At 64.7% G+C, this 19914-nt stretch carries 17 protein-coding genes and 1 tRNA gene; 11 read left to right on the top strand and 7 right to left on the bottom strand.

Features of this window, described 5'->3' with window-relative positions:
- Positions 1-5 precede the first annotated feature (5 nt).
- The 3 genes from CAF53_RS05190 (at position 6) to ndk (ending at position 2420) form a co-directional block, all read left to right on the top strand.
- A complete protein-coding gene (locus tag CAF53_RS05190; RefSeq protein WP_100237501.1) occupies positions 6-1466 on the top strand; it encodes a leucyl aminopeptidase in 1461 nt (486 codons plus the stop codon).
- Complete coding sequence (locus CAF53_RS05185) at positions 1466-1903, top strand: DNA polymerase III subunit chi (protein WP_046766172.1); 438 nt, start codon at positions 1466-1468, stop codon at positions 1901-1903. The genes CAF53_RS05190 and CAF53_RS05185 overlap by 1 nt, the downstream gene beginning before the upstream one ends.
- Positions 1904-1997: 94 nt before the next feature.
- Positions 1998-2420: a nucleoside-diphosphate kinase gene (gene ndk / locus CAF53_RS05180; protein WP_046766171.1), complete on the top strand. Its 423-nt coding sequence runs from the start codon at positions 1998-2000 to the stop codon at positions 2418-2420.
- Positions 2421-2570: 150 nt separating this feature from the next.
- Here the strand turns inward: ndk and CAF53_RS05175 are convergent, their stop codons facing one another.
- A complete protein-coding gene (locus CAF53_RS05175; protein ID WP_197707368.1) occupies positions 2571-3245 on the bottom strand; it encodes a glutathione S-transferase family protein in 675 nt (224 codons plus the stop codon).
- Positions 3246-3423: 178 nt separating this feature from the next.
- Here CAF53_RS05175 and CAF53_RS05170 point away from each other — a divergent pair, with 178 nt between their 5' ends.
- Positions 3424-4215: a sulfite exporter TauE/SafE family protein gene (locus CAF53_RS05170; protein ID WP_100237500.1), complete on the top strand. Its 792-nt coding sequence runs from the start codon at positions 3424-3426 to the stop codon at positions 4213-4215.
- A gap of 12 nt (positions 4216-4227) precedes the next feature.
- Here the strand turns inward: CAF53_RS05170 and CAF53_RS05165 are convergent.
- A tRNA-Cys gene (locus CAF53_RS05165) sits at positions 4228-4301 on the bottom strand.
- A gap of 188 nt (positions 4302-4489) precedes the next feature.
- Here CAF53_RS05165 and CAF53_RS05160 point away from each other — a divergent pair.
- The 6 genes from CAF53_RS05160 to CAF53_RS05135 all read left to right on the top strand — a co-directional run bounded on the left by CAF53_RS05160 (position 4490) and on the right by CAF53_RS05135 (position 13786).
- Positions 4490-5122 carry a protein-L-isoaspartate O-methyltransferase gene (locus CAF53_RS05160; protein ID WP_046766145.1) on the top strand — a complete coding sequence of 211 codons (633 nt, stop codon included), beginning with the start codon at positions 4490-4492 and terminating at the stop codon, positions 5120-5122.
- 20 nt (positions 5123-5142) lie between these two features.
- Positions 5143-6609 (top strand): TolC family outer membrane protein, encoded by a 1467-nt coding sequence (locus tag CAF53_RS05155; protein WP_100237499.1) that lies wholly within the window; start codon positions 5143-5145, stop codon positions 6607-6609.
- Between the two features lie 68 nt (positions 6610-6677).
- The gene (locus tag CAF53_RS05150) at positions 6678-7187 is read left to right on the top strand and encodes a DUF2497 domain-containing protein (protein WP_100237498.1); all 510 of its coding nucleotides are present in this window, start codon (positions 6678-6680) and stop codon (positions 7185-7187) included.
- A gap of 214 nt (positions 7188-7401) precedes the next feature.
- Positions 7402-9468, top strand: coding sequence for a S9 family peptidase (locus tag CAF53_RS05145; protein ID WP_100237497.1), 2067 nt, complete (start codon positions 7402-7404; stop codon positions 9466-9468).
- Between the two features lie 102 nt (positions 9469-9570).
- Positions 9571-12294, top strand: a complete 2724-nt coding sequence (locus CAF53_RS05140; protein WP_100237496.1) for a valine--tRNA ligase — start codon at positions 9571-9573, stop codon at positions 12292-12294.
- Between the two features lie 43 nt (positions 12295-12337).
- On the top strand, positions 12338-13786 hold the full coding sequence (locus tag CAF53_RS05135) for an MATE family efflux transporter (protein WP_100237495.1): 1449 nt from the start codon (positions 12338-12340) through the stop codon (positions 13784-13786).
- Between the two features lie 27 nt (positions 13787-13813).
- Here CAF53_RS05135 and CAF53_RS05130 read toward each other — a convergent pair whose 3' ends face one another.
- Positions 13814-15472: an ATP-binding protein gene (locus CAF53_RS05130; RefSeq protein WP_100237494.1), complete on the bottom strand. Its 1659-nt coding sequence runs from the start codon at positions 15470-15472 to the stop codon at positions 13814-13816.
- A 199-nt stretch (positions 15473-15671) separates the two neighbouring features.
- Between CAF53_RS05130 and CAF53_RS05125 the strand changes: the two genes are divergently transcribed.
- Positions 15672-16745, top strand: a complete 1074-nt coding sequence (locus tag CAF53_RS05125; RefSeq protein ID WP_197707439.1) for an acyltransferase — start codon at positions 15672-15674, stop codon at positions 16743-16745.
- Here CAF53_RS05125 and CAF53_RS05120 read toward each other — a convergent pair.
- From CAF53_RS05120 to der, 4 genes are read right to left on the bottom strand one after another with little or no spacing between them, the layout of a single operon-like run.
- The gene (locus CAF53_RS05120) at positions 16713-17729 is read right to left on the bottom strand and encodes an LLM class flavin-dependent oxidoreductase (protein WP_100237493.1); all 1017 of its coding nucleotides are present in this window, start codon (positions 17727-17729) and stop codon (positions 16713-16715) included. The two genes, CAF53_RS05125 and CAF53_RS05120, sit on opposite strands and share 33 nt — an antisense overlap.
- A gap of 52 nt (positions 17730-17781) precedes the next feature.
- Positions 17782-18222: an Hpt domain-containing protein gene (locus CAF53_RS05115; protein ID WP_046766138.1), complete on the bottom strand. Its 441-nt coding sequence runs from the start codon at positions 18220-18222 to the stop codon at positions 17782-17784.
- 58 nt (positions 18223-18280) lie between these two features.
- Positions 18281-18502, bottom strand: a complete 222-nt coding sequence (locus CAF53_RS05110) for a sulfurtransferase TusA family protein (RefSeq protein WP_100237492.1) — start codon at positions 18500-18502, stop codon at positions 18281-18283.
- On the bottom strand, positions 18489-19856 hold the full coding sequence (gene der, locus CAF53_RS05105; protein WP_100237491.1) for a ribosome biogenesis GTPase Der: 1368 nt from the start codon (positions 19854-19856) through the stop codon (positions 18489-18491). Before der ends, CAF53_RS05110 begins: the two co-directional genes overlap by 14 nt.
- Positions 19857-19914 lie beyond the last annotated feature (58 nt).

Here is a 19914-nt window from a genome sequence, read left to right as displayed (position 1 = left end):
CCTTGATGGAAATCGCTTTCAGCCCCGTCCGTCCCGAAGCCGATACGCTGGTGTTCGCCGTGCCCAAGGGCGGTTTCGACGCCCTGCCGTTGAGTGCCGCGCCGGTGCTGGCGGCGGGTGCCGTGGCGGCACGCTTCACGGGCGAAGCGGGATCGAGCTTCGAGAGTTTCGTGGATGAAGGCGGCAAGGTGCTCCGCGTGGTGCTGGTCGGCACCGGCGCGGGCAGCGACGGCGATTATGAGCGCGCGGGCAGCGCTCTGACGGCGCGCCTGTCGACCAGCGGTGCCGTCCATGCGGCGGTCGAGTTTTTCGGCGGCGCGAGCGGCGACAAGGCGGCGGCGCTGGCCTTCGGCGCGTCCTTGCGCGGCTGGAGGATCGATACCTATCGCACGCGACAGGCGGAAAAGGCGAAGCCCACCCTGGCGAAGATCACGCTGGTTTCGGCGGACGCAGGTGCGGCCTGGGAACGCAAGGCGGCCGTGGCGGCGGGCGTGGCCTTCACCCGCGAGCTGGTGTCGGAGCCGGCGAATATCCTTTATCCCGAAAGCTTCGTCGAGCGCTGCCAGCATCTGGCCGAGCTGGGCGTCAAGATCACCGTGCTCGACAAGGCGGCGATGACGGAACTCGGCATGGGGTCGCTCCTGGGGGTGGCGCAGGGTTCGGTGCGCGAGCCCAGGCTGCTGGCGATGGAATGGGACGGAACGGCTTCGGCGGGGATTGGCGGCGCGACCGAAAAGCCGCTGGTCTTCGTCGGCAAGGGCGTGACCTTCGACACGGGCGGCATCTCGTTGAAGCCCGGCGCGGGCATGGAAGACATGAAGTGGGACATGGGCGGCGCGGGCGCCGTCGCAGGTGCGATCAAGGCGCTGGCCGGCCGCAAGGCGAAGGTCCGCGTCGTCGGCATTTGCGGCCTGGTCGAGAATATGCCCGACGGCAATGCGCAGCGTCCGGGCGACATCGTCACCTCCATGTCCGGGCAGACGATCGAGGTGCTGAACACCGATGCCGAAGGGCGTCTGGTGCTGTGCGACGTCATCACCTGGGCGCAGAAGACCTACGCGCCGGAGGTTGTCATTGACCTCGCGACCCTGACCGGGGCGATGGTCATTTCGCTCGGCAATGAATATGCGGGCATCTTTTCCAATGACGACGGCCTCGCCGACGATCTGATCGCGGCGGGCAAGGCGGCGGGCGACCCGCTGTGGCGCTTCCCGCTGGGCGATGCCTATAATAAGCTGATCGACAGTCCGATCGCCGACATGAAGAATATCGGGCCGCGCTATGGCGGGTCGATCACGGCGGCGCAGTTCATCAAGCGCTTCGTCGATGATGGCGTCAAATGGGCGCATCTCGACATTGCCGGCATGGTTTGGGCCGACAAGCCCGGCGCGACGTGGGACAAGGGCGCGACCGGCTATGGCGTGCGGCTGCTCGACCGCTATGTCGCGGACAAGTTCGAGCAATAATGCAGGTCGATTTCTACCAGCTCAGCCGCGATCCAGTGGAACAGGTGTTGCCCGCGATTGCCGGCCGCATCCTGGATATGGGCGCGCGGCTGCTGGTGGTGGCGCAGGAGCCCGATCGGCTGGAGCGGATTTCCGCAGGCCTCTGGGCGGGGCCGCCGGAGAGCTTCTTGGCGCATGGCCGGGCGGGCGAAGGCGCCGAGTCGGTACAGCCGGTGCTGCTGGCGATGGACTGTGCTGCCGCTAATGGGGCACGGCATGTCGCATTGGTGGACGGCCTCTGGCGAGAGGAAGCGCTGGGTTTCGAGCGGGTCTTCTATTTCTTCGACGCGGAAACCGTCGAGGGGGCACGCGCAAGCTGGCGCGATCTCGCCAAGCGCGAGGGTGTGACGCCTCGATTCTGGCGGCAGGAAGGCCGAAAATGGGTGCAAGGTCCCTAGCGCGACCGTGAATCCAGTCCCTCTTGCGATAGCTTTCGGCCCGGTCTAAAGGGCGCGCCATCTTATCCCACATAATTCGGAGCTTTTGAGCCTCATGGCCGTGACCCGCACTTTTTCGATCATCAAGCCCGACGCGACCCGTCGCAACCTGACGGGCGCCGTGACCAAGAAGCTGGAGGAAGCGGGCCTGCGGGTCGTCGCTTCCAAGCGCATCCGCATGAGCCGCGAGCAGGCCGAGGGCTTCTACGCCGTTCACAAGGAACGCCCCTTCTTCGCCGATCTCGTCGCCTTCATGATCTCCGGCCCGGTGGTCGTGCAGGTGCTGGAAGGCGAAGATGCCGTGAAGCGCAACCGCGACATCATGGGCGCCACCAACCCGGCCAATGCCGATGAGGGCACCATCCGCAAGGACTATGCCGAATCGATCGAAGCCAATTCGGTCCACGGTTCGGACAGCGAGGAAAATGCCGCGATCGAGATCGCCTATTTCTTCAAGGCTGACGAAATCGTCGGCTGATCCGGCACGACAGTGGTAGAAAAGGGGCCGGGGCGATGTGCTGCCGGCCCCTTTTTCGTGGCCGATCGGGGTGGATTCCAGCCCTTCCCACCGTCCGGGACCAAACCCGGGGCGTGAAGGGCTTATGTCCGGTCCTAGCCAAAACCCACCTCACTCCGGTTGCGGTGGCGCCTCGAACTTGTCGATGACCCATTCTTCGGCCTGGGCGCCGCCGATCCACTCCTGCATCCAGGGATGGTTGATGACCGCGCGCATATAGGCCTCGGCAAAGCGGGCCACGGGCAGTTGATAGGTGATGAAGCGGGTCACGACCGGCGCGAACATCACGTCCGCCGCGCCGAACTCCCCGAACAGGAACTCTCCCTGGCCGCCATGACGGGCGCGGGCCTCCGCCCAGATCTGCATGATGCGGCCGATGTCCTGCGCCACCGCTTCGGACGGGGGAACCGGCGCATAGATCTGGCGGATGTTCATGCTGTGCTCGCGCCGCAGCGCCGCAAAGCTCGAATGCATTTCCGCCGCCATCGACCGGGCCATGGCGCGCGCGGCGGTATCGGCGGGCCAGAACATGTCGCCGCCCGATTTCTCGTTCAGATATTCGACGATGGCCAGGCTGTCCCACACGACGATGTCGTCGCCATCCCACAGAATCGGCACCTTGCCTGAGGAGGGCGCGAACTCGTCGCCCTCACGCCGCTTCTCCCACGCTTCGTCATAGAGCGGGACCACGACTTCCTCGAACGGCAGTCCGGAAAGCTTGCACGCCAGCCAGCCGCGCAGCGACCAGCTCGAATAGGCCTTGTTGCCAATGAACAGCTTCATCATGCGTCTGTCTTAGACGCGGGAGGGAAGGGAAGTCGAGAGGATCGCCGTCGTCACGTCTTCCGCCCGAACAGCAATTGTTTCCGCGGCGATAAATTTCCAATCCAAAAGGGGGCTGGCTGGCGAGGCCTTTGAGCCCTAGATGTCTACCAAATTAATCATAGAGAATTCGGGGCGGAATATGGATTGGTTGCACGCGGTCGCCGGTTTGTTCGTCGGCCTGATGGTCGGCATGACCGGAGTGGGGGGCGGGTCGCTGATGGCGCCGATCTTGATCCTGCTGTTCGGCGTCGCGCCGACGACGGCGGTCGGCACCGACCTCTGGTTCGCGTCCATTACCAAGGCCGTTGGCGGCGCGGTGCACCACCATCATGGCGGTCCCGAAGGCGGGCCGGATTATGAGGTCATCAAGCGCCTGATGATCGGCAGCATTCCCGCCTCGCTGATCATGCTGACGGTCCTGTCCCAAATGCATGTGGGGCAGATCAAGACCGGGGTCATCACAGGGGCACTGGGTATCGTATTGATCGCGACGGCGGTCGCGACGCTGCTGCGCGGGCGTTTCCACGCCTGGGCGCTGGCCCGCAGGGTCGGTACGGCTGACCGCTTCACCCGCTGGCAACCGGCGCTGACCGTGCTGGCGGGCGCGCTGCTGGGTGCGATGGTGACGCTCACCTCCGTCGGTGCGGGCGCGATCGGGGCGACCCTGCTGCTGGCGCTCTATCCGTTGCGCATGCGGATGCACCGGCTGGTGGCGACCGACATCGTCCATGCCGTGCCGCTGACGTTGGTGGCGGGCCTGGGCCATTTGTGGATCGGCAATGTCAATCCCACGCTGCTGGTCAACCTGCTGGCCGGATCGCTGCCCGGTATCGTGATCGGATCGCTGCTGGCCACCCGCACGTCGGACCGCGTGCTCCAGCCCTTGCTGGCGGCAGTGCTGGTGGTGGTGGGGTGGCGCCTGATCGCTTGATCGCCGAAACTATGGAGGCCCGAGCCGGAATCGAACCGGCGTATACGGATTTGCAGTCCGCTGCGTCACCACTCCGCCATCGGGCCTCGGCGTGGGTGGCCGCAAATGTGCGGCTTTTGATGCAAAGTCAAGCAGCGCTGTGATATTGTCGGGCAAGATTCTGGCGATGGCGCACGCAAAGCCGCTTGGCGTGGCCTGTCCGCTGATTTAGAGGTCCGATTATGTCCTTGCTGTATTGCTTTCATAATACAGTTGTGCCAATCGGGGAATTGTCGTGACCGAGCAGAATTTTTCATCGATGCGGACCGCCATGGTCGAAAGCCAGCTTCGCACGAGCGATGTGGACGATCAGCGCGTGATCGCCGCGATGGCGCATGTCGCGCGTGAGGATTTCGTGCCGGCAGAGCGTCGTGCGATGACCTATGTCGACCGTCCGATCCCGCTCTCCAGCGGCCGCTCGCTCAATCCGCCGCTGGTGACGGGCCGCCTGCTCAAGGAAGCGCAGATCGCGCGGGGGGACAAGGTGCTGCTGATCGGCGGGGCCACCGGCTACAGCGCGGCGCTGCTGGCGTCGATGGGCGCGCAGGTGACGGCGGTCGAGGAAGAAGGCGGGCCGGAAATCGCCGTGCCCGGTGTGACCGTGGTGCGCGGCGCGCTGAACGCGGGCGCCCCTGCCGGTGCGCCTTATGACGTGCTGCTCATCGAAGGCGCGGTGGAGGAAGTTCCCGCCGCACTCGTTGAGCAGCTTGCCGACGGCGCGCGTGTGTCGACGGGAATCGTCGAACGTGGCGTCACGCGCCTGTGCAGCGGCCGCGTCGTGGCCGGCGCGCTGGGGCTTGCCAGCCTCGCCGATTTGGAAATGGTTGTGCTTCCGGGCTTTGCCGCGCCGGAACGATTTGTGTTCTGAAGGAACAGCTTGGGGGCGACATGACGGCAAGGCATCAGGTTGTTCGGCGTTACGCCGTATCGGTTTTGCTCCTCGTCTCCTCAGCCATGGCCGGGGCGGTTCAGGCGGAAACGCTGCAGGGCGCGCTGGCCAAGGCCTATCGCTCGAACCCGGTCCTGACCGGCGCGCGGGCGGGCCAGCGGGCGGTGGATGAAAATGTCCCGATCCAGAAGGCGGCCGGGCGCCCTGCGCTGGACGCGACGGCCAACTATTCCGAAAGCATCTTGAAGCCGACGATCAGCTTCACCTCGCCGCAGCGGACGGTGAGCGCGAACGCGCAATTGAGCGTGCCGCTCTATACGGGCGGGAGCGTGCGCAACGGCATCAAGGCGGCCAAGACGCGGGTGGCGGCCGGACAGGCCGATCTGCGCGGCACGGAGGCCAGCATCTTTTCGCAGGTCGTCGCCGCCTATATGGACGTCATCCGCAACAGCGCGGTGGTTGCGCTCAACCAGGCCAATGTCCGGGCGCTGGAGGTCAATCTCCAGGCGACGAGCGATCGTTTCGAGGTGGGCGATGTGACCCGCACCGACGTCGCGCAGTCCGAGTCGCGTCTCGCGCTCGCGCGGTCCGATCTGCAAGGCGCCGAATCCAATCTCATCACCGCCCGCGAAAATTACATCGCTTTGGTGGGCGAGGTGCCGGAAAATCTGGAACCGCCGCCGCCCCTGCCGGGCCTGCCCGCCTCCGCTGACACGGCCGTGCAGGTGGCGCTCAAGGACAATCCTGACATTCTCGCCGCGAAAAAGCTGCGGGAGGCGCAGGAATATGACGTGCGCGCGGCCAAGGGCACGGTGCTGCCGACGGTGTCCGCCTTCACCCAGGCCGGTTACACCAATTATCTCGACACGTTGACCAGCAGCGCCACAGGGTCCCAGATCAACAAGCAGGCGGCCGCCGGGGTCCAGCTCAACATTCCCTTCTATCAGGGCGGCCGTCCGGCGGCGCAGGTGCGGCGCAACCAGGCGCTCGAGTCGCAGGCGATGGAGAAGGAGATCGAGGTCGAACGCTCGGTGATCGCGCAGGCCCGATCCGCCTATGCGAGCTGGCAGGCGTCGCTGGAGAGCATCCAGTCGAACCAGAAGGCGGTCGATGCCGCGAACCTCTCGCTGGAGGGAGTGCGGGCGGAAAATTCGGTCGGTAGCCGCACCATCCTCGACATATTGAATGCCGAGCAGGAAGCGGTGAATGCCAAGGTCCAACTGGTGACGGCGCGGCGTAATGCCTATGTTGCGGGCTTCACCCTGCTCGCCGCCATGGGGCATGCGGAGGCGGACGACCTTAGCCTCGAAGCGGGCACGCTCTACGACCCGATGGTCAATTATGACCGGGTGAAGGGCAAATGGTTCGACTGGGATTTCGATGCTCCACCCCGGGTGCAGGCGACGCGGACCGTTGACTCGCCGGCGCAAAATGCCAATGTGGACCCCGGTTTGGCGCAGCCTTAACGCAATTTTAACCCCAAGAGCGTTCCTTTGGTGGTATGGCGTTACGGGGAATGGAATAGGGGTTGACCATGGGCGACATGAGCAAGGAACCCTCGATGGAGGACATTCTCTCGTCCATCAAGCGGATCATCGCGGAAGAGGGCGAGGAGGTCGTACAGACGCTGCCGCGCCGGGTAAGAGGCGAGGCCGCGCCCAAGGCGCCGCCACGGAGTCCCGTCGCGCCGGAGGCTGCCGAGGAATCGGCGCCGGAAGCTGCGATCGACGAAGTGCTGGAATTGACCGACGCGGTTGCTGTGGAGGAACCCATGCCTGCCCATCGAACGTCCCGTGCGCCGCGTCCCGTCGTTGAAGAAGCGGACGCATCCATCCTATCGGTCGAGAGTGAGGTGGCCGCGCGTCATTCTCTGTCGGCCCTGTCGTCGATGCTGGTGGCGCCCAAGGATGGCGAGGACAATACGCTGGACGGCCTGGTCCGCTCGCTGTTGAAGCCCATGTTGAAGGAATGGTTGGACACCCGGCTGCCGCAGATGGTCGAGGACATGGTGGCGAAGGAAATCGCCCGGATCACCGGCCGCTGAGATAGCCGCATGAACGGATGGGAAGCGGGGGAACGGCTCATCCTTCCCGATCGCTTGCTGTGCCGTCCGGATGATCGCAAAGTCGGCCTTTGTTTCTTTATTACGCGTCGGTGATTGATCCTTGCGCGTCGGCAAGGCGCCGCTTACACCCTCCCGCATAGCTGTCGCCGCTTCTGAAAAGGCGCGGCGCGATCCGATCCGAGGGTGTCATTCCATGAAAGATCTTCTGTACAGGGGGCTGAGCGCGCTGGCTCTGGCCCAGGCGGCGTTGGCTGCCGCACCGGCCGTTGCCCGGCCGTTCACGCCCGCCGATATGGTCGGCCTGTATCGCGTGTCGGCGCCCGCGGTTTCGCCCAACGGGCAGTGGCTCGCCTATCAGTTGCGCACGACCGATCTCGCCGGGAACAAGGGGCGGACGGATCTCTATCTGCTGGACCTGAGCAAGGCGGGCGCGGTTCCGCATATGATCGCCTCGGCCGCGGACAAGAATGAAAGCGCGCCGGTCTTTTCGACAGACGGCAAGTCGCTTTACTATCTCTCCAACCAGAGCGGCGACGATCAGCTTTGGCGGGTGGCCGTCACGGGCGGTCAGACCGAGCAGGTCACGCAGGCGCCGGGCGGGATTTCGGGTTTCCTGCTGAGCCCGGCGGGCGATCGGGTCGCCTTGTGGGCGGACCGGCCGGTCGGCGCGAAGACGCTCGACGATGCGAAGTCGGCGCCCCCGCCCGGCGCGGGGACCGGGCGCGTCTATGAGCAATTGTTCGTGCGCCATTGGGACACATGGGCGGATGGACAGCGCTCGCAAATCTTCGTCATGCCGCTGGACGGTGGCGCCGGGAGCGGCAAGGCTGTGTCGGTGATGGGAGCGCTGGTCGGGGATAGCCCGTCCAAACCCTTTGGCGGGGCGGAGGAAATGGCGTGGAGTCAGGACGGCAAGACGCTGTTCTTTGCGCTGCGCGAGGCGGGGCGGATCGAATCGCTCTCGACCAATCTTGATATTTTCGCGGTCCCGGCGGACGCCAGCGCTGCGCCCGTGAACCTGACCGATGCCAATGATGCGACCGACACCATGCCCGCCGTGTCACCGGATGGGAAATGGCTCGCTTATGCGGCGATGAAGCGGCCCGGTTATGAGAGCGACCGGCTGGTGCTGATGCTGCGCAACCTGGCGACGGGCGAGACGAAGGCGCTGACCGACGCCTGGGACCGTTCGGTGGCCTCCATTGTTTGGGAGGCGGATGGCAAGGGCATCCTCGTGACCGCCGATGATGTGCTGGATCATCCGGTGTTCCGGGTGGACGCGGCTTCGGGCAAGGTCGTGCGGCTGACGCAGGCGGGCCATGCGGGCAGCGTCGTGCCGCTGCCCAGGGGCGGTTTCGTCTATACGCTCGACAGCATACAGTCGCCCGCCGATTTCTGGAAAATGCCGGGCGGCAAGGGCAATGGTGTCAAGCCGGCGCGCCTTACCAGCGTCAATGCGGAGAAACTGGCCGGAATCGATGATGTGTCGGTCCAGCGCTACAGCTTCAGGGGCGCCAATGGCGATACCGTCTGGGGCCAGATCGTGAAGCCCAAAGGCGCGGTGGGCAAGCTGCCGGTGGCTTTCCTGGTCCATGGCGGGCCGCAGGGCAGCTTCAACGACAGCTGGTCCTATCGCTGGAATCCCAAGGCATTCGCGAGCCATGGCTATGCGGCGGTGATCGTCGATTTCCACGGGTCGACCGGCTATGGCCAGGCCTTTGTCGACAGCATCAACCAGGATTGGGGCGGCAAGCCGCTGGAGGACCTGAAGCTCGGCCTCGCGGCGGCCGCGGCGAAGGACGCGCAGGTCGATGCGGGCAATGCCTGCGCGCTGGGCGCCAGCTATGGCGGCTATATGATGAACTGGATCGCGGGTAACTGGCCCGACGGGTTCAAATGCCTGGTCCAGCATGACGGCGTGTTCGACGCCCGCGCCATGGCCTATGAGACCGAAGAGCTATGGTTCGACGAATGGGAACATGGCGGGCCTTATCATGAACAGGCCGGGCAATATGAGAAATGGAACCCGGTCAACCATGTGACGAGCTGGAAGACGCCGATGCTGGTGGTGACCGGCGAAAAGGACTTCCGCATCCCCTACACCCAGGGGCTGGCGGCCTTCACTGCGTTGCAGCGGCGGGGAGTGCCGTCGAAGCTGCTGGTATTCCCGGACGAGAATCACTGGGTCTTGAAGCCGCGCAACTCGCTGCAATGGTATGATGAGGCGCTGGGCTGGCTGGACAAGTGGACCGGCAAGTAAAGCGGATTGGCGTGAGAAGGCGGCCGATTTTTTGACGGTCGCACCTTTTGGAGCGAAAAACCGGTTCCCACTTTTTCGCGCGATGCTCTAAGGCGCCTTCTCATGACCGAATTGCCCAAGACCTTCGACCCCGCAGAAATCGAATCCCGCTGGTACGCCCATTGGGAGGAAAAGGGTCTGTTCCGCCCGGAACGGCCGGACGCGGAACCCTTCACCATCGTCAATCCGCCGCCGAACGTGACGGGCAGCCTGCATATCGGCCATGCGCTCGACAATACGTTGCAGGATATCGTGATCCGCTACGAGCGGTTGCGCGGCAAGGATGCGCTGTGGGTGGTGGGCACCGACCACGCGGGTATCGCCACGCAGATGGTGGTCGAGCGGCAATTGAACGCGCAGGGCCAGAAGCGTACCGACTTCAGCCGCGACGATTTCGTCGCCAAGGTCTGGGAATGGAAGGCCGAAAGCGGCGGCGCGATCACGCGCCAGCTTCGTCGTCTGGGTTGTTCGATGGACTGGGCCAATGAGCGCTTCACCATGGATGAGGGCTTTTCGAAGGCTGTCATCAAGACGTTCGTGGAACTGCACCAGCGCGGCCTGCTCTATCGCGACAAGCGGCTGGTGAACTGGGACCCGCATTTCCGGTCCGCCATTTCCGATCTGGAGGTGGAGACGAAGGAAGTGAAGGGCGGCTTTTGGCACTTCCGCTATCCGCTGGCGGATGGCGTGAAGCTGGCCAACGGCGCGGACCATATCGTCGTCGCCACCACGCGCCCGGAAACCATGTTGGCCGACATGGCGGTCGCCGTGAATCCGGAGGACCCGCGCTACAAGGATGTGATCGGCAAGGATATTCTCCAGCCCATTACCGGCCGCCGGTTCAAGGTGGTGGCGGATGAACATGCCGATCCGGAACTGGGGTCGGGCGCGGTCAAGATCACGCCGGGCCATGACTTCAACGATTTCGAGGTCGGCAAGCGGGCGGGCTTCAAACCCGCCGACATGCTCAACATGTTCGATGCCGACGCGAATGTGGTGCAGACCGCGGACGGTCTGATCCCGGATCGCTTCCTTGGGCTGCACCGTTTCCGCCGCGACGGCGTGGACGGCGCGCGCGAGCTGGTGGTGGCGGAGATGAAGGCGCTGGGTCTGCTGGTGCCGCATGTCACCAAGTCCAAGGACGGCGAGGAAGTCCTCTCCGACGCCGAGCCGCGCACGATCCAGACCCCCTTCGGCGATCGTTCGGGCGTGGTGATCGAGCCGTGGCTGACCGATCAATGGTATGTCGATGCGGAGAAGCTGGCGGTTGCCCCCATGCAGGCGGTGCGCGACGGACGGATCGAGATCGTCCCCAAGAGCTGGGAAAAGACCTTCTTCAACTGGATGGAGAATATCCAGCCCTGGTGCGTCTCCCGCCAGCTCTGGTGGGGACATCAGATCCCGGCCTGGTATGACGAGGACGGCAATCCCTATGTCGCGGAGAGCGAAGGGGAGGCGCAGGCTCTCGCAGGCAACAAGAAGCTCATCCGCGATCCCGACGTGCTCGACACCTGGTTCTCCTCTGCGCTGTGGCCCTTCGGCACGCTGGGCTGGCCGGAAGAGACGGAGACGCTCAAGCGCCATTATCCCAACGACATGCTGATTTCCGGCTTCGACATCCTGTTCTTCTGGGATGCGCGCATGGCGATGATGGGGATGGAGTTCATGGGCCCGGAGCGGAGCGACCCGCAGCAAAAGGTGCCGTGGCGCAAACTCTACCTGCACGGGCTGGTGCGCGCCGCCGACGGGCAGAAAATGTCCAAGTCCAAGGGCAATGTCGTCGATCCGCTGGGCCTGATCGACAGGTTCGGCGCGGACGCGCTGCGCTTCTTCATGGCGGCCATGGAAAGCCAGGGCCGCGACGTGAAGATGGATGAGAAGCGCGTCGAGGGTTATCGCAACTTCGCGACCAAGCTGTGGAACGCGGCGCGTTTCCTGCAATCCAACGGCGTCACCGCCTCGACCAGCCATGAGGCGCCCCATGCCGACGCCCCGGTCAACCGCTGGATCGTCGCCGAGACGGTCGCGACCGTGCAGGCGATCGACACCGCCATGGCCGAACTGCGTTTCGACGCGGCGGCGAACGCCATCTACCATTTCGTCTGGGACCAGTTTTGCGACTGGTATATCGAACTCACCAAGGGTTCGATGGATGAGGAGACGAAGGCCGTCGCGGGCTGGGCGTTCGACCAGATATTGGTGATGCTCCACCCCTTCATGCCCTTCATCACCGAAGAGTTGTGGAGCCTGACCGGTACGCGCGAGACGCAGCTTATCGTCGCCCGCTGGCCGCAGGCTCTGTATGCCGTGGACCGTGAGGCGCAGGCCGAGATCGACTGGCTGATCCGCCTGATCAGCGCGATGCGCACGGCGCGCACGGAACTCAACGTCCCGCCGGGCGCGAAGCTGGGCGTTGTCGTCCATGACTCGTCTGAGGCAACCCGCCGTCGCGTTGATCGTCAGGGTACGGCGCTGGCGCGGCTCGGCCGCGTCGAGAGCCTGTCTTTCGGCGACAAGGTTGAAGGCGGCGCGGCGCAGATCGTTGTCGACGAAGCCACCTTCATCCTGCCGTTGGAAGGGGTGATCGACATCGCCGCAGAAAAGGCGCGCCTCGCCAAGGCGCTTGCCAGCGCGGAGAAGGAACGGGACTCGCTCTCCGGGCGTCTTTCCAATCCCAGCTTCGTCGAAAAGGCCAAAGCCGAAGCCGTCGCCAAGGCACGGGAGGACCATGCTGAAAAGGCTGCCGAAGCCGAAAGATTGAAGGCTGCGCTGGAGCGCTTGGCCTGATCGGCCTTCCGTCCATCGACGACAGGACATAAGAAGAGGGACGATGGACGGAGGGGCAAAGGGACGGGATTTGACGCGGGGGCCGATCGGCCCGGCCCTGCTGCTGTTCGCGCTGCCGACGCTCGGCTCCAACGTGCTGCAATCGCTGAACGGATCGATCAACGCGATCTGGGTCGGCCGCTTCCTGGGCGAGCGGGCGCTGGCGGCGACGGCTAATGCGAACATCATCATGTTCCTCATGTTCTCCATCGTCTTCGGGTTCGGCATGGCGGCGACGGTGGTCATCGCCCAATCCTTCGGTGCGCGGGACATCGCCTCGGCGCGGCGGGCCTTCGGCTCGGCGGTGGGTTTCTGCACGATATTGGCGTTGGTCGTCGCGCTGGCGGGATGGCTGGGCGCGCCCGCCCTGCTGCGCCTGCTGGCGACGCCCGCCGAAGCCTTCGATCCTGCACTCGTCTATCTGCGCGTGATCTTCATCGCCATGCCTGCCACGCTGCTTAGCGTCATGATCATGATGGGGCTGCGCGGCACGGGTGATGCGCGCACGCCGCTGATCTTCATGTTCGTCAGCGTCGGCGTCGACCTGGTGCTGAACCCGGTGTTGATCCGCGGCATCGGGCCATTCCCGGAGATGGGCATAGCCGGATCGGCCACCGCCACCGCCGCGGCGGGCATCGTCAGCCTGATCGGCGTCATCGTCTATATATACCGCAACGACCTGCCGCTGCGCTTGCGGGGCGAGGAACTCGCCTATCTGCTGCCCACCGCTGAGCAGGTCCGGCTGCTGGTGGGCAAGGGGCTGCCCATGGGTTTGCAGATGATCGTCATGTCGGCGTCCGGGCTGGTGATGATTGGCCTCGTCAACCGGGAGGGGCTGGTGACGACCGCCGCCTATGGCGCGGCGCAGCAACTCTGGACCTATTTGCAGATGCCCGCCATGGCGATGGGCGCGGCGGTCAGCGCCATGGCGGCGCAGAATATCGGCGCGGGGCGATGGGACCGGGTGGGGCGGATCGCCTCCTATGGCATCGGCTATCTGCTGCTCGTCACCGGGGCGATGGTCGCGGTGATGCTCCTGTTCCACGAAGCCTTGCTGGCGCTGTTCCTGGGATCGGGCAGTCCCGCCATTCCGGTCGCCTGGCACATGCAATTGCTGGCCAGTTGGAGCTTCATCTTCTTCGGCTGCTCGATGATCTTCTTCGGCGTGATGCGGGCGAACGGCGTCGTGGTGGGACCGCTGATCATCCTGGCCTTCACCATGTTCGTGGTCCGGCTGGGCTTCTACAAGCTCAGCTACGGATCGATCGGTGCGGACGCGCTATGGCTGAGCTTCCCGATCGGATCGGGCGCGACGCTGTTGCTGGCCCTCGCTTATTATATCCGCGGCGGGTGGAAGAAAGCGAAGCTGCTCGCGCCGCCCAATGAGGAGGAATGCCGCGAAGCGATCAATGCGGAAGGGGAGCCCGCCGGGCGGATTGCACCGACGGGCTGAGTTGCGGTCCGCTTGCCTTCCGGCAGGTTAACGTCCCTGACTGCGCCAACGGGTGATGGTGCGGTCGAGAATATCCGATTCGCCGCCGGACTGCCGCCACAATTCGGTGAAGCTCGGATCGCCCGAAGCGGGACGCCGTTCCTCCTCCAGATTGTCGAGCGCCACGCGGATCGGCACGGCGACGCCTTCGCCGCAGATGATCGCTTCGCGATTGCGGAGCGCCGGGATGGAATCGAGGAACCCACGCGCGCCTTCGGGCATGGCCGCCTTGACGAAGGCCTGGTCGCGGTCGTTGTTGAGGCGCATCGAGATGATCGTGCCGCATTGCGACAGCACGCCTTCGGCCAGATCGGACGGACGCTGGGTGATGAGCCCCAGCGAAACGCCATACTTACGGCCTTCCTTGGCGATACGCTCCAATATGCGCCGTACCGCCTGACCGCCGCCGGTGGTGCTGCTGGGGATGTAGCGATGCGCCTCTTCGCAGACGAGAAGGATGGGCCGCTGCGGCTCGTCGCGCGCCCACAGGGCATAGTCGAACACCAGCCGCGAGAGCACCGACACGACGACCGACGTGATGTCGGACGGCATGGAGGATACGTCGATGATCGAGATCGGCTTGCCGCCCGAAGGCAGGCGGAAGATCTTGGCGATGAATTCCTGCATCGTGTCTGCGACCAGCATGCCGGAGAACATGAAGCTGTAGCGCGGATCGCTCCTGATCTCGTCGATCTTGGTCTTCAGCCGCATATAGGGCAGCGATCCGGTGCCCTTGTCCAGCTTGCCCATCTCGTTCTGGAGGATGTTGGTGAGGTCGGAGAGCAGATAGGGAACCGGCGAATCGACCGTCAGTCGCCCGATGCTCTCGGCCAGCCGATTCTTCGATCGCGCCGCCAGCAGGCATTTGGCGAGGATGTCGCAGTCGACCGTCCGCTCCGAACCCTCGGAAGTGACGAACACCTCGCAATGCTCCTCGAAATTCATCAGCCAATAAGGGAGGGCGAGGTTGTTGACGTCGAACACGGCGCCATTGGTCTGGAAAGCCGCGCCATATTCGCCATGGGGATCGATCATCACGATATGCCCCTGCGGCGACAGGTCGCAGATGCGGTGGAGGATCAGCGCGGCGCTGGTCGACTTGCCGGTGCCGGTCGATCCCAGCAGCGCGAAATGCTTGCCCAGCATCGAATCGACATAGAGCGCCGCACGCGTGTCGGCGGTCGGATAGACGGTACCGATCTGCACATGGGGGCGATCGTCGGCCGAATAGATTTGCTGCATGTCCGCGCTCGACACCGGATAGACTTCCGTCCCCGGAGCAGGATAGCGGGTGACGCCACGGCGGAAGCGGTAGATGCGGCCGGTCAGTTTTTCCTCGTCACCTTCGCCGAGAAAATCGATGTCGACGATGATGCTGTTGCTGTCGCGGCGGTCCATCGCCATGGCCCGGACGCTGGCGATCAGCCAGACATGGCCGACCCGCATCTTCACCTGACTGCCGACCTGTCCGGCCATGGCGATGCAGGGATCGGGATCATGGGCCAGAACGGCGATCCGGGTGCTGTCGATGATGATCTGGGAGCTTGACCCGGCGATCTGGAAAACCATACCCATGGCGTCGGCAGGTGCCTGAAAAGCGTGCGCCTGCGCGCCGACGAAATGTTCAGCACCTTGCATATGGGTCATGAGCCTTTATTTCCCCTTTCGTCCCGACCGGATTCCGGCACGTCGGACCGATTTAACCGGGGACTGGTAAAGAATATGCTTATCCCGGCCCCATAAAGATGGAACGGCCGATCGCTCGGGCCGTGATGCCCAGAGGAACCCTGTGTCGGAATTGGCCGTTCAAACACTTGCCAACAATCGGGAAAATCATTTGATCCAGATGCTGACGACCGACGCGGCGCGCCGATCCGATGCGATTTCCATCGCCCGCGTCATCTGCATATTGGGCGTGGTCTATGTCCATGCCTGGACGGGCCTGAGCGGTCATGATCTGGAAGGTCTGCGCGGCACGCCTCAGGAAAGCCTGCGCTGGACGCTGATGGAGATTTTCGGGCGGAGCGCGGTGCCGCTGCTCGGCCTGATTTCCGGCTGGCTGGTGGGCGGATCGGCGCGCACGCAAGACTGGGTGCGGCATGTCGGGCGCAAGGCCCGGACCATATTGTTGCCGATGATATTGTGGAACGGTTTGGCGATCCTGTTCGTGTCGGGCGCGGCCTGGGCGCTGGGTCTGGCGGCGCCGGTGCCGTCGTCGACCGGCTGGATGTTCCAGGAATTGTTCATCGTCAGCCGCAATCCCGACATCAATGTCCAGATGCCGTTCCTGCGCGACCTATTCCTGTGCATGCTCGCGGCACCCCTGTTCGTGCGGCTGCCCGGCTGGCTGCTGGGGTCGATCGCGGTCATGGCGGCGCTGTGCCAGATCATGGGCTGGGGACCGCCGGTGCTGATGCGGGCGTCGATCCTGTTCTTCTTCGTCATCGGCATCATCGCCCGCCGCGAAGGGCTGGCCGATCGGGTGGCCGGGCTTCCCTGGATGGTCGCGGCGGCGCCCTTCGCATTGTTGATGAGCGCGCAGCTTTATGTTTCGCTGCATCCCGGCAGCGGCATGCCGGGCGTCGCCATTTCCACGCTCGACATGGCGGTGCGGATCGCCGCAGCGGTCTTCTTCTGGCGGTTCGCCTGGAGCCTCGCTGCCAGCGTGGCGCGGGGGATGCTGCTGCGGATCGAACCGTTCGCCTTCTTCCTCTTCTGCTCGCACCTGATCTTGATCTGGCTGGGCGGGCCGGTGCTGGGCGCGCTGTTCGGAAAGCTCGGCTCGCCCTTCTATCCCGCCTATCTGCTGGTGCAGCCTTTGCTGGTGCTGGTGGCCGTGATCCTGCTGGGATCGCTGCTCAGCCGCGCCTCGCCGCGGCTGGCGAAGCTACTCAGCGGCGGCCGCCTCATGGCCGCCTGACACTGCTTTCGCGGCGGTCATGGCGATTTCCAGGCTGCGTTTGCGGGCGTCGAAATCATGAATCTGGCCGCCCAATATGATCTCATCGACCTGGGTGCGACGGATGAAGGCGGCAAGGTCGCGCTCGACATCGGCTTGCGTCCCGATGGTGGAGGCGTTCAGCGCATCGGCCAGCATCGCCTGCGCTTGCGGTGGCAGGCTTTCATAATAGCCGGGAACCGGCGGTTGCAACTTGCCCGGCTGGCCCGTGCGCAGGCGGACAAAGGCCTGCTGCATGGAGGTGGCGACCAGGCGCGCTTCCTCGTCCGTGTCGGCAGCGAAGACATTATACCCCGCCATGACATAGGGATATTTGAGCTGGGCCGAAGGCTTGAAATCGCGCCGGTAGATGGCGATCGCCTCGTCCAGCGCTCCGGGCGCGAAATGGGAGGCGAAGGCATAGGGCAGGCCGAGCGCGGCGGCCAGTTGCGCGCCATAGAGGCTGGAACCCAGAATCCAGAGCGGCACATCCTCCCCCGCTCCGGGTGTCGCCTGAAATCCGAGGCGGGCGTCGCCCGCGAAATAGGCCTGCAATTCCATGACGTCGCGGGGAAATTCGTCCGGCCCGCCGGTCAGCGTCCGGCGCATGGCTTGGGCGACGCGCTGGTCCGAACCGGGCGCGCGGCCCAGCCCCAGGTCGACGCGGCCGGGAAACAGCGCCGCAAGCGTGCCGAATTGTTCCGCGATCAGCAGCGGCGCATGATTGGGCAGCATGATGCCGCCCGCGCCGATGCGGATGCGGCTCGTCGCCCGGCCGATATGCGCCAGCACCACCGCAGTCGCGGCCGATGCGATGCCCGCCATGCCGTGATGTTCCGCCACCCAATAGCGATGGAAGCCCAGGGCTTCGGCATGGGCGGCAAAGGCTGCGGCCCGCTCCAGCGCTTCGCCGGGGGTGCTGCCTTCATTGACGGGGACAAGGTCCAAAACGGAAAAACGGGTCATGCCCCGGATATGGGGCGATAACCCGTTTTATTTCAATACCTGATTTTCAGGATCAGACGGCGCGGCCGAAACCCTGGGCCGGTGCGTCGACGCGGCGGCCGAAACCCGTGGGGCGCCGAGCGACCAGCGGATTGGCGTCACGGTCGAGCAATGCCATGGTTTCGGTGAAGCAAGGGCGCAGGGCGACGACATCCTCGATCAGCTCATCGGGCTCTTCGCGGGTTTCCACGCAGCGGCGGGCGACCATCTCGATCTTTTCCGCCAGGGCGCTCAGCCGATAGGCGCCGAACTGGGCCGATTCGCCCTTCAGCGTGTGCGCGGGCGTCACCAGGGCAGTGGCGCTGCGTGCGCGGAAGGCTTCCTCGATCACGCCGATGGCCTTTTCGCCATCTTCTCGGAAATAGCCGAGAATGCGCAGAAATGCGCTGCCCAGTTCCCCCCGCGATTTGGCAAACTCGGTCCAGTTGACCAGTTCGGCCTCTTGATATGACACCTTCGCGACACTCCCTGTTTTGCCGCAGCCTGTATAGAAGAGGGGCGTAAACAGCCGGTTAAGCCGTTACCGCAAGGGCGATCGCGAAGAGATGCGGTCCCCTGGCCGTGAAGATCCAGCCCTGTTGCCGGGCCAGCGCTTCCAGTTCCGCGGGAGCGATGGGGTCGTCGGCCTCGATGGTGATGGCCTTGGCCGAGCGCATGGCGCGGGCGGCGCGCAGCGCGGGCCAGGGACATTTCATGCCCCTGGCGTCGATATGCACGCCTTCACTTGCTGGCATAGGGGTTTTTGGCGCTGCGCAGCGTCAGGCGCACCGGCACCGCGCCAAAGCCCAGCTCTTTCCGGATGCCGTTCACCAGATAGCGGCGATAGCTTTCCGGCAGTTCGTCCAGCCGCGTGCCGAACAGCACGAAGGTCGGCGGACGGGTCTTGTTCTGGGTGATGTAGCGCAGCTTGATCCGCTTGCCGCCGGGGGCGGGGGGCGGATTGGCCTCCAGCGCGCGTTCGAACCAGCGGTTGAGGATGCCGGTCGAAACGCGCTGCGACCAAGCGGTGCGGGTTTCGAAGGCGACGCGGATGAGGTCGTCCAACCCCTTCCCGGTGGCGGCGGAGACGGTCATGATCGGCACGCCGCGTATCTGCGCGAGACCGTCCGACAGCGCCTGCTTGATGCCCTGATAGAGCGCCGAGCCATGTTCCACCGTGTCCCATTTGTTGAGCGCGACGACGAGGGCGCGGCCTTCCTCGATCACCTTGTCCGCGATGCGCAGGTCCTGCGCCTCCAGCCCACGGGTGGAATCGAGCAGCAACACCACGACTTCGGCGAAGTTCACAGCGTTCAGGCCATCGGAAACGGCCAGCTTTTCCAGCTTGTCCTGCACCTTGGCGCGCTTGCGCATGCCCGCCGTATCGATCAGGCGGACGGGGCGTTCTTCGCCGTCGGGGCTGATCCATTGCCAGTCCACCGCGATGGAATCGCGGGTGATGCCTGCTTCCGGGCCGGTCAGCAGGCGGTTTTCGCCCAGCAGCCGGTTGATGAGGGTCGACTTGCCCGCATTGGGGCGGCCGACGATGGCGAGCTTCAGCGGCGCGGATTCGAGATCGGCCTCTTCGGGTTCAGCCTCCTCTTCCTCCTCCTCGCGGTCGATATAGGGGAGCAGCGCCTGGAACAGATCGGCCAGTCCCTGGCCATGTTCGGCGGAGAAGGGGACAGGGTCGCCCAGGCCCAGGCTGAACGCCTCCATCACGCCATCGTCGCCTGCCCTGCCCTCGGCCTTGTTGGCCATCAGCACGACGGGGGCGTCGCCCTCGCGCAGCCAGCGGGCGATTTCCTCGTCCAGCGGGGTGATGCCGGCCCGGGCATCCACGACGAACAGGGCGACATCGGCATTTTCCACGGCCGCCTGCGTCTGCATGCGCATCCGGCCGGGCAGGGTCTGCGGGTCTTCATCTTCGTAACCGGCAGTGTCGATGATGGTGAAATCGACCCCGAGCAGATTGGCCTGCCCCTCCCGCCGGTCGCGGGTCACGCCGGGCTGATCGTCGACCAGCGCCAGCTTCTTGCCGACCAGACGGTTGAAGAGGGTGGACTTTCCCACATTGGGGCGCCCGACAATGGCAACGGTGGGCAGCATGAGAGGCCCGTATCCTTTAAAATAGTGGTGCTCCTGCGCAGGCGGGAGTCCAGTCCAG

It is taken from the genome of Sphingobium sp. LB126 (assembly GCF_002795205.1).
Lineage (GTDB): Bacteria > Pseudomonadota > Alphaproteobacteria > Sphingomonadales > Sphingomonadaceae > Sphingobium > Sphingobium chungbukense.
The sequence above is the reverse complement of the archived record's forward strand: the minus strand, read 5'-3'. Positions and strand labels throughout refer to the sequence as shown.